15 protein-coding genes are annotated in these 15475 nt (G+C 37.6%); 4 read left to right on the plus strand and 11 right to left on the minus strand.

What is annotated here, in order from left to right; translation table 11 throughout:
• Positions 1-38: 38 nt before the first annotated feature.
• The 5 genes from nagB to ACPT9C_RS08660 all read right to left on the minus strand — a co-directional run bounded on the left by nagB (position 39) and on the right by ACPT9C_RS08660 (position 4519).
• On the minus strand, positions 39-851 hold the full coding sequence (gene nagB / locus ACPT9C_RS08640) for a glucosamine-6-phosphate deaminase (protein WP_050948540.1): 813 nt from the start codon (positions 849-851) through the stop codon (positions 39-41).
• A gap of 283 nt (positions 852-1134) precedes the next feature.
• A complete protein-coding gene (gene nanA, locus ACPT9C_RS08645) occupies positions 1135-2016 on the minus strand; it encodes an N-acetylneuraminate lyase (protein WP_050948541.1) in 882 nt (293 codons plus the stop codon).
• Positions 2017-2026: 10 nt separating this feature from the next.
• On the minus strand, positions 2027-2893 hold the full coding sequence (locus ACPT9C_RS08650; RefSeq protein ID WP_050846807.1) for a MurR/RpiR family transcriptional regulator: 867 nt from the start codon (positions 2891-2893) through the stop codon (positions 2027-2029).
• Positions 2886-3788 carry an N-acetylmannosamine kinase gene (locus tag ACPT9C_RS08655; RefSeq protein WP_050948542.1) on the minus strand — a complete coding sequence of 301 codons (903 nt, stop codon included), beginning with the start codon at positions 3786-3788 and terminating at the stop codon, positions 2886-2888. The genes ACPT9C_RS08650 and ACPT9C_RS08655 overlap by 8 nt, the downstream gene beginning before the upstream one ends.
• 44 nt (positions 3789-3832) lie before the next feature.
• A complete protein-coding gene (locus ACPT9C_RS08660) occupies positions 3833-4519 on the minus strand; it encodes a putative N-acetylmannosamine-6-phosphate 2-epimerase (RefSeq protein ID WP_005648624.1) in 687 nt (228 codons plus the stop codon).
• A gap of 349 nt (positions 4520-4868) precedes the next feature.
• On the opposite strand from ACPT9C_RS08660, the gene siaP reads away from it, so the two are divergent.
• The 4 genes from siaP to ACPT9C_RS08680 all read left to right on the plus strand — a co-directional run bounded on the left by siaP (position 4869) and on the right by ACPT9C_RS08680 (position 9672).
• A complete protein-coding gene (siaP, locus tag ACPT9C_RS08665; RefSeq protein ID WP_005691499.1) occupies positions 4869-5858 on the plus strand; it encodes a sialic acid TRAP transporter substrate-binding protein SiaP in 990 nt (329 codons plus the stop codon).
• A 64-nt stretch (positions 5859-5922) separates the two neighbouring features.
• Complete coding sequence (siaT, locus tag ACPT9C_RS08670) at positions 5923-7773, plus strand: sialic acid TRAP transporter substrate-binding protein SiaT (protein ID WP_038439053.1); 1851 nt, start codon at positions 5923-5925, stop codon at positions 7771-7773.
• Positions 7774-7948: 175 nt separating this feature from the next.
• Positions 7949-9076, plus strand: coding sequence for an N-acetylneuraminate epimerase (locus ACPT9C_RS08675; RefSeq protein WP_050948543.1), 1128 nt, complete (start codon positions 7949-7951; stop codon positions 9074-9076).
• Between the two features lie 161 nt (positions 9077-9237).
• Positions 9238-9672, plus strand: a complete 435-nt coding sequence (locus tag ACPT9C_RS08680; RefSeq protein WP_005691502.1) for a methyltransferase family protein — start codon at positions 9238-9240, stop codon at positions 9670-9672.
• Positions 9673-9714: 42 nt separating this feature from the next.
• Here ACPT9C_RS08680 and hflC read toward each other — a convergent pair whose 3' ends face one another.
• The 6 genes from hflC to fabG all read right to left on the minus strand — a co-directional run bounded on the left by hflC (position 9715) and on the right by fabG (position 15462).
• Positions 9715-10602, minus strand: a complete 888-nt coding sequence (gene hflC, locus ACPT9C_RS08685; protein WP_048951898.1) for a protease modulator HflC — start codon at positions 10600-10602, stop codon at positions 9715-9717.
• The gene (gene hflK / locus ACPT9C_RS08690; RefSeq protein WP_048951899.1) at positions 10602-11822 is read right to left on the minus strand and encodes an FtsH protease activity modulator HflK; all 1221 of its coding nucleotides are present in this window, start codon (positions 11820-11822) and stop codon (positions 10602-10604) included. The genes hflC and hflK overlap by 1 nt, the downstream gene beginning before the upstream one ends.
• A 121-nt stretch (positions 11823-11943) precedes the next feature.
• Positions 11944-12651 carry a 4'-phosphopantetheinyl transferase family protein gene (locus ACPT9C_RS08695; protein WP_050948544.1) on the minus strand — a complete coding sequence of 236 codons (708 nt, stop codon included), beginning with the start codon at positions 12649-12651 and terminating at the stop codon, positions 11944-11946.
• A 60-nt stretch (positions 12652-12711) separates the two neighbouring features.
• Complete coding sequence (locus tag ACPT9C_RS08700; protein WP_061671397.1) at positions 12712-14043, minus strand: anaerobic C4-dicarboxylate transporter; 1332 nt, start codon at positions 14041-14043, stop codon at positions 12712-12714.
• A 202-nt stretch (positions 14044-14245) separates the two neighbouring features.
• Complete coding sequence (gene acpP, locus ACPT9C_RS08705; RefSeq protein ID WP_005627318.1) at positions 14246-14476, minus strand: acyl carrier protein; 231 nt, start codon at positions 14474-14476, stop codon at positions 14246-14248.
• Positions 14477-14733: 257 nt separating this feature from the next.
• Entirely contained in the window at positions 14734-15462 is a 729-nt protein-coding gene (gene fabG, locus ACPT9C_RS08710; RefSeq protein ID WP_050948546.1) for a 3-oxoacyl-ACP reductase FabG, read from the minus strand.
• Positions 15463-15475 lie beyond the last annotated feature (13 nt).

Below are 15475 nucleotides of genomic sequence, written 5' to 3' on the forward strand. Positions count from 1 at the left end.
ATTTTTTAAGAAAAACGACTGATTGTAAAAATGATAGGTTATTTATCGCTGTAATAAGTCCCAGCAACCGCACCTTCTAATTCAGTAAAATATTTCACGGTTTTCACTTTTAACTCTTGTTGAGCAGCTTCATCACAAACGAGCAAGAAATGACGGTGCATTTGTAATGCACTGACTGTCCATAAATGGTTAATACTGCCTTCAACGGCAGCTTGCACTGCCAGTGCTTTTTGATGTCCTGTTGCTAAAATCATCACTTCTTCTGCATCTAATAATGTGCCAACACCAATGGTTAAAGCATATTTCGGCACTTGAGTAACATCGTTATTAAAGAAGCGTGAATTTGCAATTAATGTATCTTGTGTGAGTGTTTTAATGCGGGTGCGAGAACTTAATGAAGAGGCAGGTTCATTGAATGCAATATGTCCATCCACACCAACCCCCCCCATAAACAGATGAATTTTGCCGTAGGATTTAATTTTTTCTTCATAACGACGGCATTCTGCATTATGGTCATCGGTATTGCCGTTAAGAATATTGATATTTTCAGGTAAAATATCAATATGATTGAAAAAATTGTTATACATAAAACTGTGGTAACTTTCAGGGTGTTCCTCTGGTAAACCCACATATTCATCCATATTGAAAGTCACTACATGTTTGAAACTCACTTTGCCTGCTTGATAAAGTCGAATCAGTTCTTGATAAGTTTTTAGTGGTGTACCACCAGTAGGTAACCCCAATACAAAAGGACGCTCGGCGGTAGGTTTAAAATCATTGATACGATTGATGATATGTTGTGCAGCCCAACAACTGACTTGTTGTTCTGTTTGTAGCGGAATAAAACGCATATTAGCCTTCCTTTATTATTGACCGTAATGATCCTATTCATATCGTAGGCTGGACTGCCCCCCCTACACCAAAGGATCATTATAAGTGCGGTAATTTTCTATCTTATTTTTAAAAAGAAATTCTTTTGCTCCAATAATTTACGACAAAGCAATAGAAGTTGCCCCCTTCCGCCCTTCGGGTACCTTCCCCCGTAAACAGGGGAAGGGAAATTCTTACTGACTTGTTATTCTGTTTGTAACGGAATAAAACAGGGGGAAGGTAAGTTTTTTCTAATTTAAATATTTATGACAAAAATTTCGCTTTCAATTCTTTTGCTTTTGCAACTTGTTCTTCTGTTGCTTTTGCTGTCATTGGCTCACGGCAATAACCTGCATCCACCCCTTCTAATTTAAGCAATTCTTTGATGGTTAAATATAAACCGTTCGCTAAAATGCCTTCGATTAAATCGTTGGTTACATGTTGAATTTCTAATGCTTCAGTTAATTTACCTGCTTTGGTTAATTCAAAAATTTGACGAGCACGAACGCCGTTTACGTTAAAGGTTGAACCAATTGCACCATCCACACCAAGTGCAGCTGCAGGTAACATCATTTCATCGAAACCAGCCCAAATTAAGTGGTTTGGATAAGCTTTTTTCAAACGTTCTAATAAGTAGAAATCACCTGCTGTGAATTTTACCCCTAATACTTTCGGGTTTTTGTAAAGCTCGCCAAATTGTTCAATGCCCATATTCACGCCAGTTAAGAACGGAATAGAGTACACGATCATATTATTGCCCGTTTCAGCAATAATGGTGTCGTAATAATGTTTAATTTCAGGGAAACTAAATTTGTAGTAGAACGGAGTAACTGCAGATAAGCAATCATAGCCTAATTCTGTTGCATATTTACCTAATTCAACTGCTTCTTTTAGGTTTACGCTGCCCACTTGAGCAATTAGTGCGATTTGATCTTTTGCTTCATCTTTTGCAATGCGGAAGATTTCTTTTTTCTCTTCCGTTGAAAGCATAAAGTTTTCGCCTGTTGAACCGCCCACATATAAGCCGTCCACTTTCATTTTGTCGATGTTGTGGCGGATGATTTGGCGTAAACCTTTTTCATTAATGGTGCCATCTTCATTAAATGACACTAATAATGCACTGAAAATACCTTTTAAATCACGCATAAGTTTTCTCCTATTTTATACGTTGTTCAAGAATTACATTGAGAGTTTTTTGTTTAGTTTGAGCGGCAATTTCTTCTTCGCCCTGCACTAACAAAGCATAAATTAAATCCAATACAAAAAGCTGTGCGATCTTGGTGCCAATAGAATCGCCTTGTAACTTGCCTTGTTTATTACCATTTACCAAAACATAATCAGCATATTCTGTCACGGGGGAACGCAAACTATGCGTCAATGCCACTGTTGTTGCACCATTTTGTTTTGCAATTTTGATGGTATGTGCCGTTTCAGCAGAATAACCAGAATGGCTTAAACCAATTGCCACATCAGAAGACGTAAGTAATGCTGCCTGCATATACATAAAATGATTATTACCTGAAGCATCCACTTGAAAACCAATACGCATCAGCTTATTTTTAGCATCTTCCGCCGTTACGCCAGATGAACCCACACCAAATAAAAAAATACGACGTGCTTTTTTAAGTACTTTAACGACTTCTTCAAGCTGTTTTAAATCAAGTAAATTAATCGTTTCTTCCATTACATTAGCAACTGCGGCTTGCAATTTTTGTGCAATAGTGAGCGAATCATCACTTGGCATAATTTCTGTTTCAAGTACGCTTTCATCTTGATTATCTTTCGTCGCAAGTTCAATAGAAAGCTCTAGTTTGAAATCGCTGAAACCTTTAAAGCCAATGGTTCGACAAAAACGGACAAGCGTAGCTTCTCCAACTTCCAAATGTTTAGCGATTTCTGAAAGGGGGCATTGAGAGACCAAATCAGGCGAACGCAAAATCGTATCGGCAATTTTTTTCTCTGATTTAGTTAAGCTCTGGTAAAGCAAGCCAATTCTGTTTAACACATTTCCCGATTTAGCCATAAATTGTTCCTTCAGGCTTATCCAGTAAAACATCTTTTACCCAATAAGCTGCGCCAATTAAACCTGCATCTTGTCCAAATTTAGCGGATTCAATTTCACAACAATATATTGAAGGAAAATCTTGTAAATATTTTTCGACCAAAGGTAAATATCCCTCAGCTAATCCTACACTACCACCAATCGCGATTTTTTGAATATCTAAACTAATCACTAAATCTGCAATTAAATTAGCAATGGCTTTCGCAGAACGCTCGACAAGTGCGGTCGCTTTTTCATCATTTTTTCTAAAACGCTCAAACACTTCTTTTGGCTCACACGGATCTTCCCATTGGGAAGAAATCGCTTCAATTGCTCGCCCTGAAGCAACCGCTTCGACACAACCACGACGCCCACAACCACAGATCACACCATTTGGATCCGCTAATGTATGACCAATATGCCCAGCAATACCACGAGAACCTGTCTGCAAAATTTGGTTCAATACAACGCCACCGCCAACTCCTGTTGAAACGGTAATAAAAACGAAATTTGATACCTGTTCAGAATTTTGCAATTGATATTCCGCATAAGTCGCAGCTTGTGCATCATTTAATAAACCAATTGGTTTATCCGTATGTTTTGCAATACTCGCTTTAAGTGGAAATTCCGCCAAGCCGCCTAAGTTTTTCGGATTTAATGCACTTAAAATACCATTATTGATGATCCCCGTAGATGCCACCGCTACATAATCAAACTGCCCTTCATAATCAGCAAGCAATTTGCCTAACGCTTGGTGCATTCCCTCCACCACATTTTCACGTGGTGTATGAATTTGCTGACGTTGCTCAATTTCGCCATTTTTTACAATCGCCGCAGCAATTTTTGTCCCACCAATGTCTAGTGCTAAACAACGCATAACTTATCCTTATAGTATAAAGTCTTTTCTCACACGTCTTACGACTATCTTGCAGATTTCACTGAATTAGCAAACCAACTCACAATATGTTCAAGACGAGTTAAGGCTGAACCTACAGTCACGCAATCTGCGCCAATTTCAATTGCCACTTTTGCTAATTCAGGCGTGTTATAACGCCCCTCAGCCATCACAAAACAACCCGCTGCTTTTAAATCTTTTACTAATTGATAATCAGGTTCTTTTGGCACTGAGCCACCTGTATAACCCGACATCGTACTACCGACAATATCAAAACCAAGTGCTTTACAATACAGGCCTTCTTCTAAATTAGAACAATCTGCCATTGCCAAACAGCCCATTTCGTGGATTTTTTTCACCGCACTTTCAATATCCACAGGACGCGGACGGCTCGTGCCATCTACTGCAATAATATCCGCGCCTGCATTGGCTAGATCTTCAATATCTTGTAAAAACGGCGTAATACGCACGGGACTATCAGGCAAATCACGTTTTACAATTCCGATAATCGGAACATTCACAAAAGGACGGGTTGCTTTAAGGTTATCAACACCCTCAATACGTAAGCCAGAAGCTCCGCCCATAACCGAAGCCTGAGCCATAGCAGAAACGATTTCAGGTTTATCCATTGGGCCATCATCGACAGGTTGGCAAGAAGAAATAAGACCATATTGAATTTGAGAAAGCACTTCTTGATAAGATAATTTAGACATATAACACCCCTCATTTAAATCTGAATAAATCACTTTAAAATTAATTTAATCCACATAAAACAATCTTTTATAAATTGTAATATGCTTATATTTTCATCATTTAACATTATTATATGAAAAAGAAATGCCATTTTAAAGAATATTTTTGAAGTGTTTTTTCACAAATGTGATCAACTTCTCATTTTTGAAATAAAACTCGTAAAACTATTTTAAATTTGTTTTTTTACTCTTAGAATTGCTCTCGAATCCTATTTTGGGGGAGAAAACATACATTTTTTGCCTGAATTGATTCTCATATTACGGGGTTAATATATAACCCTTTCCAACATAAGTTCACACAGGAGCGAATATGATGAAATTGACAAAACTTTTCCTTGCCACAGCCATTTCTTTAGGCGTATCTTCTGCTGTTCTTGCCGCTGATTATGACTTGAAATTCGGTATGAATGCTGGAACTTCATCAAATGAATATAAAGCAGCAGAAATGTTTGCCAAAGAAGTCAAAGAAAAATCACAGGGTAAAATTGAAATTTCACTTTATCCAAGTTCACAATTGGGTGATGACCGTGCAATGTTAAAACAATTAAAAGACGGTTCTCTCGACTTCACCTTTGCAGAATCTGCTCGCTTCCAGTTGTTTTACCCTGAAGCAGCAGTATTTGCCTTACCTTATGTTATTAGCAACTACAATGTTGCACAAAAAGCCTTATTCGATACAGAATTTGGTAAAGATTTAATTAAAAAAATGGATAAAGATCTTGGCGTTACTTTACTTTCCCAAGCTTATAACGGTACTCGCCAAACGACTTCAAACCGTGCAATCAACAGTATTGCAGATATGAAAGGCTTAAAACTTCGTGTGCCAAATGCTGCAACAAACTTAGCCTATGCTAAATATGTTGGTGCATCGCCAACACCAATGGCATTTTCTGAAGTTTATCTTGCGTTACAAACGAATGCCGTCGATGGTCAAGAAAATCCGTTAGCAGCAGTGCAAGCACAAAAATTCTATGAAGTGCAAAAGTTCTTAGCAATGACTAACCACATTTTGAATGACCAACTTTATTTAGTAAGCAACGAGACTTATAAAGAACTCCCTGAAGATCTTCAAAAAGTCGTAAAAGATGCTGCCGAAAATGCAGCAAAATATCACACTAAATTATTCGTAGATGGAGAAAAAGATTTAGTCACATTCTTTGAAAAACAAGGTGTGAAAATTACACATCCTGATCTTGTCCCATTTAAAGCATCAATGAAACCATATTATGCTGAGTTTGTAAAACAAACGGGTCAAAAAGGTGAAGCAGCTTTAAAACAAATTGAAGCAATCAATCCATAATCCCTCTTTAGTGTGCCGTAATGGCACACTACATTCCCTTATTCTTCATTAAACGGAGTGAAGTATGAAATATATTAATAAGCTTGAAGAATGGCTGGGTGGCACATTATTTATTGCCATTTTCGGTATTCTTATCGCTCAAATTCTTTCACGCCAAGTTTTTCATTCTCCGTTAATTTGGAGTGAAGAACTCGCCAAGCTCTTATTTGTTTACGTGGGTATGTTGGGTATCAGCGTTGCTGTGAGAAAACAAGAACACGTATTTATTGATTTTTTAACTAATCTAATGCCTGAAAAAATCAGAAAATTCACAAATACTTTTGTACAATTATTAGTCTTTGTATGTATTTTCTTATTTATTCATTTCGGTATTCGTACTTTTAACGGCGCATCATTCCCTATTGATGCCTTAGGAGGCATTTCTGAAAAATGGATTTTCGCAGCACTGCCTGTTATCGCAATATTAATGATGTTTCGCTTTATCCAAGCGCAAACCCTAAACTTTAAGACAGGGAAAAGCTATTTACCTGCGACTTTCTTTATCATAAGTGCGGTCATTTTATTTGCGATTTTATTTTTCGCACCAGATTGGTTCAAAGTATTGCGCATTAGCAATTATATAAAACTCGGTTCAAGTTCAGTCTATGTCGCCTTACTCGTTTGGCTCATCATTATGTTTATCGGTGTCCCTGTAGGTTGGTCCTTATTTATTGCTACTCTACTTTATTTTTCTATGACACGTTGGAATGTCGTAAATGCCGCAACTGAAAAATTAGTCTATAGCCTAGACAGCTTCCCATTACTTGCCGTGCCATTTTATATTTTAACGGGCATTCTAATGAATACAGGTGGGATTACCGAACGTATTTTTAATTTCGCTAAAGCCTTACTCGGTCATTACACAGGAGGAATGGGACACGTTAATATCGGCGCAAGTTTATTGTTCTCTGGTATGTCAGGTTCAGCACTTGCTGATGCGGGGGGCTTAGGTCAATTGGAAATCAAATCAATGCGTGATGCTGGTTATGACGATGATATTTGCGGAGGAATTACTGCTGCTTCTTGTATTATTGGGCCATTAGTTCCGCCAAGTATTGCAATGATTATTTACGGTGTCATTGCCAATGAATCTATCGCAAAACTCTTTATTGCAGGTTTTATTCCCGGTGTATTAATTACTTTAGCTTTAATGGCAATGAATTATCGCATTGCAAAAAAACGAGGTTATCCACGTACACCAAAAGCTACGAAAGAACAACTTTGCAGCAGCTTTAAACAATCTTTTTGGGCAATCTTAACGCCGTTATTAATTATCGGTGGTATTTTTTCAGGCTTATTCAGTCCAACAGAATCTGCCATTGTTGCAGCCGCATACTCTGTAATTATTGGTAAATTTGTGTATAAAGAATTAACCTTAAAAAGCTTATTTAATAGTTGCATAGAAGCAATGGCAATTACAGGCGTAGTCGCCTTAATGATTATGACCGTGACTTTCTTTGGCGATATGATTGCCCGTGAACAAGTCGCAATGCGTGTTGCTAATGTGTTTGTTGCCGTTGCCGATTCACCTTTAACCGTATTGGTAATGATTAACGCACTGTTACTTTTTCTTGGAATGTTCATTGATGCCCTAGCATTACAATTTTTAGTATTACCAATGCTTATTCCTATCGCGATGCAATTTAATATTGACTTAATCTTCTTTGGTGTAATGACCACATTAAATATGATGATTGGTATTCTTACCCCACCAATGGGAATGGCTCTCTTTGTTGTTGCTCGTGTAGGAAATATGTCAGTTTCCACGGTAACCAAAGGCGTATTACCGTTCTTGATTCCCGTTTTCGTCACATTAGTATTAATCACGATTTTCCCACAAATCATCACATTTGTGCCAAATCTATTGATACCATAATAAAAAGCGCGGTTGAAAAACATTAAATTTTTTAACCGCACTTTTATCTTTTTCGTAAGTTACATCTGCCGTATCTTACAATACAAAAGGGTGCAATAACTGCACTTTATCAACGCCTATTCAATGCCGTTTAATGAATAGAAAACTGTAAACACAACTCAAAATGGGGTTTATTATGAAACTAACTAAAACAGCATTATGTACCGCACTTTTTGCTACCTTTACTTTTTCAGCGAACGCACAAACTTATCCTGATTTGCCAGTGGGGATCAAAGGAGGAACAGGCGCATTAATTGGCGACACAGTTTATGTGGGATTAGGTTCTGGTGGCGATAAATTCTATACCTTAGACCTAAAAGATCCTTCAGCACAATGGAAAGAAATTGCTACATTTCCGGGTGGCGAACGCAATCAACCTGTTGCAGCCGCAGTGGATGGAAAACTTTATGTATTCGGTGGTTTACAAAAAAATGAAAAAGGCGAACTTCAACTCGTTAATGACGCTTATCGCTATAACCCAAGCGATAATACTTGGATGAAACTTCCTACTCGTTCTCCCCGTGGTTTAGTAGGATCAAGTGGTGCATCTCACGGAGATAAAGTTTATATTTTAGGCGGCTCTAATCTCTCTATATTTAATGGTTTCTTCCAAGACACTGTGGCAGCAGGAGAAGATAAAGAGAAAAAAGATGAAATCGCAGCAGCTTACTTCGATCAACGTCCAGAAGATTATTTCTTTACAACAGAATTATTGAGCTATGAACCCTCAACCAACAAATGGCACAATGAAGGTCGCATTCCATTCTCTGGTCGTGCTGGTGCAGCCTTTACAATTCAAGGTAATGATCTCGTGGTTGTCAATGGCGAAATTAAACCAGGACTTCGCACCGCTGAAACCCATCAAGGTAAATTCACTGCTAAAGGTGTGCAATGGAAAAATTTACCTGACTTGCCCGCACCAAAAGGCAAATCACAAGATGGTTTAGCTGGTGCGCTTTCAGGCTATAGTAACGGTCATTATTTAGTCACTGGTGGCGCAAATTTTCCAGGTTCAATCAAACAATTCAAAGAAGGAAAACTTCACGCACATAAAGGTTTAAGCAAAGCTTGGCATAACGAAGTTTATACTTTAAATAATGGTAAATGGAGCATCGTTGGGGAATTACCAATGAATATTGGCTATGGTTTTTCTGTATCTTACAACAATAAAGTTTTACTGATTGGCGGTGAAACTGACGGAGGTAAGGCTTTAACTAGCGTCAAAGCAATCAGCTATGATGGTAAAAAATTAACCGTCGAATAATTTATCACAGAATAATGCATAAAATTTATAATAATCAAAAGCGGCGAAATTTATCGCCGCTTTATGCAAAATAAAAGTAATTAAAGCAAAATTAACACAAATTTTGACCGCACTTTAAATGCTCTATAAAGAGCTGGCATTTTTATTAATAAGATTTAGCGATGTTATTTATTCCACCACCACTACTCTGTTTATTCATTGCCATAGCAATGTATTTTTTGCCAAAGATTGCTAGTTATTCTGTCCATTTTTCAGTGATTGTTTTTGTTATTTCCCTTTCATTTTTGATTGCTTTAAGCAGCGTTATGCAATTCTTTATATGTAAAACCTCCATTAATCCTCGTGATTTTAAAGGCACAACAAAATTAGTTTGCACAGGCATATTTCGATTTAGCCGTAACCCAATGTATTTAAGTTTGCTGTTAATTTTGCTTGCTTGGACGCTTTGGTTAGGTAATAGTTTGGCTTGGTTAGGCGTAATTATCTTTATATTAGTGATAAACCAGTTTCAAATAGCCCGAGAAGAAACCTATTTGGAAAATAAATTTGGCGATGAATATCGTCGTTACAAACAAAAAGTAAGACGTTGGCTATAAAAAAACACCTTCACGAGGAAGGTGTTTTTATCAAATTAAAATCTATTTTTTCGGTGCCTGCATAAAGCGGAAGAAATCACTATCTGGTTTTAAAATCATTATATTGTCAGAATTTGCAAAACTCGCTTCATAGGCTTTTAAGCTACGCACAAAAGTAAAGAATTGTGGTTCTTGAGCAAAAGCATCTGAATATAATTTTGCTGCAGCTGCATCGCCTGAACCTCGTAATTCTTGTGCAGTTTTATTTGCATTAGCAAGAATTAACGTTACTCTGCGATCTACATCAGCTTGAATAAATGCTGCTTTTTCTTTCCCTTGAGAACGGTGTTCACGCGCCACTGCATCACGTTCTGCACGCATACGTTGGTAAATTGAAGAAGAAACTTCATCTGGTAAATTAATTTGTTTTACACGCACATCGATCACTTCAATACCCAATTCTGCCGTACTGTCTTGTCCTGAATTTAAAGCTTTTTTTGCCCCTTCCATTAATTCCCCACGAGTACCAGAAACAATATCTTTAATCGTGCGTGAACCAATTTCAGAACGTAAACGGTCATTTACTTTACGACTTAATAAATTTGCAGCTTGAGCATAATCGCCACCGCCAGTGGATGTGTAGAATCGTCCAAAATCACTGATTTTCCATTTCACATAAGAATCCACTAGCAAATCTTTTTTCTCAACAGTAACAAAACGTGTTGCAGAGCCATCTAAAGTACGAATACGCGCATCTAAAACTTTGATGCTATCAATTAAAGGCACTTTAAAATGCAAGCCTGGTTCATAGACAACCACTTTGTTATCTGCATCACGCTGTACTTTGTTAAATCGTAACATAATGCCACGCGTACCTTCCGTTACAACGACGATACTAGAATAAACCACTGCCGCAATCACGAAAATAACAGGTAATAAAAATCTACGCATTAGTTAAATCTCCCTTGACGAATCGGCGCAACGGTGGTTGGTTGAGGCTGATAAGAATTTTGACGTTCTGGCGCAGTAAAAGCAGGCGAAGAATTAACCGCACTTGGCACACTTGTTACCGATTTTTTGCCCATAATTTGCTCTAGCGGTAGCACAGTTAAATTATTACCATTATTGCCATCAAGCATTATTTTTGGCGTATTTGCCATCACTTTTTCCATCGTCTGAATATATAAACGCTCACGCAGTAAATCTGGCGCAGCCTTAAATTCTGGCAACAAGCGTTGCAAACGTTCCACTTCACCTTTTGCATCTAACACGATACGATCTTTATAAGCTGTTGCTTCTTCAAGAATACGTTGCGCATCACCGCGTGCAATCGGTTCTTTCTCACGCGCATAGGCTTCCGCTTCACGAATAAAACGTTGTTCATCTTCCTGCGCTTTAATTGCATCATCAAACGCATCTTTTACTTCTTCAGGTGGGCGCGCAGATTGGAAGTTCACATCAATAACCTCAAGTCCCATATCATAGGATTTGATAATTTCATTCAAAGCTTTCCAAGTATTTTCACGCACGACAGAGCGACCTGTGGTTAAAATATCATTCATAGACATATGCCCAATAACATAACGTAATGCACTATCTGTCGCTTGATTCAAACTATCATCTGCATTTGTTACGCTAAAAAGATATTTTGCAGGATCTTGCACGCGATATTGCACGGTCATTTCCACTTTTACCATATTTTCATCTTGAGTCAGCATTGCACCTTGTGTACGCAACTCTTTTACTTGCTCCACATTTACTGGCAATACTTTATCTACAAATGTTGGTTTCCAGTTCAAACCGGGTTGAACAATAGAATGTAACTCGCCAAAACGAAGCACAACACCGCGTTCAGCCTCTTTAATGGTGTAAAAACCGCTTACGCCCCAAATAATCGCACCAATCGCTACAGCAAGTGGAATAACTTTGCCAAAATGAAATGGCGTATTGCCTTGAGAACTGCCATTATTTTGACCGCTCTTTTTATTTCCACCACCTAATTTTTTAAGCAGATTATTAAAAATCTCCTCAATATCTGGCGGAGATTGCTCTTGATTTCCACGATTTTGGTTATTATTCCATCCATTATTGTTGGATGAATTTCCCGGCTGTTGGTCGTTGCTCTGCCCTGGTTTACTCCAAGGATCGCGATCTGAACCGTTCTGTGACATTTCATTCTCCATTTGTCAAAAAATTGTTAAGAGTTTAGCTAAATAAATGGGGCACGTCTATGAAAATACAAGAATTTTTAGGCAATAAAAAATCCTTGATTTTACACAAGGATTTTCTTGATTAATTCACATCATAAAAAACGCATTTTTGAAGTTCTTTTATCTGTAAACTTTCCCCACTCCATTCATAAAAGTGCGGTAATTTTTCTTGATGATTGACAAAAGCAGCTAAATAAATAGGGAGTTCATCAGTAAACCACAACTGCCCCTGCGGACAATAATCCGAAAAAATTTTTTGTTGTTCAGGGAAATGACGAACATTGGATAATTTTACGATCCCAAATCCTTGAGATTTCAATACAGCTTCTCGTAAACACCAACAACGATAAAAAGCGTTCAAAGAATCCTGCTGATGATGAAACCAATCAATTTCTTCTTTTGGTGCAATATGTTCCATCAACGCCGTAAAATTTCTTATTTTAGGAAATTCAATATCAATTCCCACCGCACTTTTTTCTTCATTTCTAATATCTAATATTACCGCCACCCAATCACCAGAATGACTAATATTAAAATCTATTCGCTCATCAAGAAAATAAGGTCTGCCACTTTCAGTACGATGAATTTGAGATAAAAGTGCGGTGGATTTTCTAGATATTTTTAAAAGTTGGAAAAGTAATAAGTGAGCAAGCCGACGGCACTGATGACGCTGAAAAACACGCGAGCTATCCGTTTCAGTTTGATATAGATTTTCTGGAATCAGTTCATCGGGTAAGGATTCCAAAGAAAAAGGTTGATTTATATTGCCGTAGGCGATGTAGGTTGTCATAAAAATAAAAGCACCATTCAAAGGTGCTTTTATATTAAAAGGATTTAGTTTGTGTGTAAATTAGCGAATCACTAATTCCGCCACAGAAACACCGGCCAAGCAAGCAACAACAACCCCAATTAAACCCGGCACCATAAAACTGTGGTTAAAATAATATTTACCAATTTTTGTTGTACCCGTTACGTCAAAGTTTACTGTTGCAATGTCTGATGGATAATTTGGAATAAAGAAATAGGCATAAGTTGCAGGCATTAAACCAACCAAGATTGGTGCTGGAATACCTAAGCCAATACCCACAGGTAATAACATGACTGCAGTCGCAGCTTGGCTGTTAATTACGACAGAAACTGCAAATAATGCCAATGCGAATGTCCAAGGATAAGTTTGCACCATATCAGTAATCGCAGCTTTAAATTCTGGCATTGCATATTTGAAGTAAGTGTCGCTCATCCACGCAATACCATAAATTGCAATCGCTGCTACCATACCAGATTTAAATACCACGCCATTTGGCACAATTTGAGGATTTGTTTTCGTTGCGAGTAAAATCACACCACCAAAGCAAAGCATCATCATTTGAATGATAAGTGACATTGAAATTGCTTTTCCGCTACCGATAGTGCGAATTTCAGGAATCATCGCAATCGCAACAATCACAACTAAAGCAAGTAAAAATAGGTAAACAGATTTTTTTGCCCCTTGCGGAAGGGTTTCATTCAATGTTGTGCTTGTGGTATTTAAAATACGTTCACGCCATACGGGATCTTGTAAGCGACGTTGATATTCAGGATCTTGTTCCAACTCTTTGCCACGACGCATACTGTATAAGGAAAGCGCAATTGTACCCACTAAAGTTGCAGGAACGGTTACACAAATAATATCTAATAAACTAATATGCTCAAAAGCGGGCATTGCTGTAATTTTACCTAGATAAAATACAACAGCTGCAGAAAGTGGGCTAGATGTGATGGCTAATTGCGATGCAACCGAAGACGCTGCCATTGGGCGTTCTGGACGAATTTTATTTTTCAGTGCAACATCGCCGATGATTGGCATAATTGTGTAAACAGAGTGACCAGTACCGAGCATAAAGGTTAATAAATAGACGACTAATGGGCCAAGTAAAGTGACACGTTTTGGATTTTTACGGAGAATGCGTTCAGCAATTTGTAACATAAATTTCAAACCGCCAGCAGCTTCAAGCACCGATGCACAAGTCACTACCGCAAGAATGATAAGCATAACATCAATCGGCGCTTTCCCTACTGGCATACGAAAAACAAAGACTTCAATTGCTAATCCAATACCAGAAACCACACCCAAACCAATACCGCCGTAACGGCTACCGATATAGAGCATTAATAGTAAAAATAAAAATTCTAAGTAAAGCATAAACACCTCAAAAATGAAAAACTATGCAAATAATACTTCTTTTTAGGCATATAACTAAATAATTTTTTAAAGTTTAAACCACGATTTTAAGTAAAAGATAATTTAGATCAATTTTTATGAAAGGGAAAAATAAAAAGTGCGGTAATTTTAAAGAGGATTATTAGAAAAAAATTAGGCGACTTAAAAGTCGCCCAACTTAAAATTATTGATTGTTTTGCACGTAATCAATCGCAGATTGAACAGTGGTAATTTTTTCAGCTTCTTCATCTGGAATTTCGATATCGAATTCTTCTTCTAAAGCCATTACTAATTCAACTGTGTCTAAAGAGTCCGCACCTAAATCTTCAACGAAAGAAGCTTCAGATTTAACATCTTCTTCTTTAACACCTAATTGTTCAACGATGATTTTTTTCACGCGTTCTTCAATACTCATTTGTTTTTCCTATTTTGTTGGTTTTAACTCATAAAAGAGCGGTTAGTGTATGTATTTTTTATCAACTTGCAACTATTTTATAGGCTGGTCGCACCACAAAATGGGCAATCTGAATACACACATTAAAAATAGTTACGTACCTTTGCATACGCTCAAGGCGTAACCAAGCTACACTGCGGCTTGGATTCTAACATTATCTAAAATCTTTGGCTATGATTTTGTTATTCAAAATCTATCAACATAATGCCAAAACGACATTAACTTAAATACAAACCACCATTAACGTGTAATGTTGTTCCCGTAATGTAAGCTGCATCATCAGAAGCTAAGAAAGCAACCGCTTTAGCTATGTCTTTTGCTTCGCCTAAACGACCTGCGGGAACATTAGATAAAATGCCGGCTTTTTGTTCATCCGTAAGCACGTCTGTCATATCTGTTGCAATAAAACCAGGTGCCACCACATTTACAGTAATACCGCGCGCAGCCACTTCTTTCGCTAAAGATTTAGAAAAACCAATCACACCCGCTTTTGCCGCACAATAGTTGGTTTGACCGGGGTTCCCCATTGAACCGACCACTGAACCAATATTGATGATACGACCAAAACGTTTTTTCATCATCGAACGTAACATTGCTTTAGAAAGATGATACACCGAAGTTAAGTTAGTTTGCATAATATCAAACCACTCATCATCTTTCATACGCATCAATAAATTATCGCGAGTAATACCTGCGTTATTCACGAGAATATCAATATCGCCAAAATCATTTTTAATTTGCTCAAGTAAAGTTTCAATAGATTCTTTATCCGTTACATTTAACACTAAACCTTTACCTTTATCCCCTAAATATGCAGAAATTGTTTCTGCACCTTTTTCAGAGGTTGCAGTACCGATAACAAACGCACCTTTTGAACTAAGTTCTTCTGCAATCGCACGACCGATACCACGAGTAGCTCCAGTGACTAAAGCAATTTTACCTTGCATTTTTTTCTCCTTT

Source organism: Haemophilus sp. HN_Hi16 (assembly GCF_049823435.1).
Lineage (GTDB): Bacteria > Pseudomonadota > Gammaproteobacteria > Enterobacterales > Pasteurellaceae > Haemophilus > Haemophilus influenzae_D.

Bases quoted from the DNA above. Each gene is read 5' to 3' on its own strand.
- ACPT9C_RS08695 (WP_050948544.1), bottom strand. From the start codon at position 12,651: ATGACAACCTACATCGCCTACGGCAATATAAATCAACCTTTTTCTTTG.
- siaP (WP_005691499.1), top strand. From the start codon at position 4,869: ATGATGAAATTGACAAAACTTTTCCTTGCCACAGCCATTTCTTTAGGC.
- ACPT9C_RS08655 (WP_050948542.1), bottom strand. From the start codon at position 3,788: ATGCGTTGTTTAGCACTAGACATTGGTGGGACAAAAATTGCTGCGGCG.
- nanA (WP_050948541.1), bottom strand. From the start codon at position 2,016: ATGCGTGATTTAAAAGGTATTTTCAGTGCATTATTAGTGTCATTTAAT.
- hflK (WP_048951899.1), bottom strand. From the start codon at position 11,822: ATGTCACAGAACGGTTCAGATCGCGATCCTTGGAGTAAACCAGGGCAG.
- ACPT9C_RS08680 (WP_005691502.1), top strand. From the start codon at position 9,238: ATGTTATTTATTCCACCACCACTACTCTGTTTATTCATTGCCATAGCA.
- siaT (WP_038439053.1), top strand. From the start codon at position 5,923: ATGAAATATATTAATAAGCTTGAAGAATGGCTGGGTGGCACATTATTT.
- ACPT9C_RS08660 (WP_005648624.1), bottom strand. From the start codon at position 4,519: ATGTCTAAATTATCTTATCAAGAAGTGCTTTCTCAAATTCAATATGGT.
- fabG (WP_050948546.1), bottom strand. From the start codon at position 15,462: ATGCAAGGTAAAATTGCTTTAGTCACTGGAGCTACTCGTGGTATCGGT.
- ACPT9C_RS08675 (WP_050948543.1), top strand. From the start codon at position 7,949: ATGAAACTAACTAAAACAGCATTATGTACCGCACTTTTTGCTACCTTT.
- nagB (WP_050948540.1), bottom strand. From the start codon at position 851: ATGCGTTTTATTCCGCTACAAACAGAACAACAAGTCAGTTGTTGGGCT.
- hflC (WP_048951898.1), bottom strand. From the start codon at position 10,602: ATGCGTAGATTTTTATTACCTGTTATTTTCGTGATTGCGGCAGTGGTT.
- ACPT9C_RS08700 (WP_061671397.1), bottom strand. From the start codon at position 14,043: ATGCTTTACTTAGAATTTTTATTTTTACTATTAATGCTCTATATCGGT.
- ACPT9C_RS08650 (WP_050846807.1), bottom strand. From the start codon at position 2,893: ATGGCTAAATCGGGAAATGTGTTAAACAGAATTGGCTTGCTTTACCAG.
- acpP (WP_005627318.1), bottom strand. From the start codon at position 14,476: ATGAGTATTGAAGAACGCGTGAAAAAAATCATCGTTGAACAATTAGGT.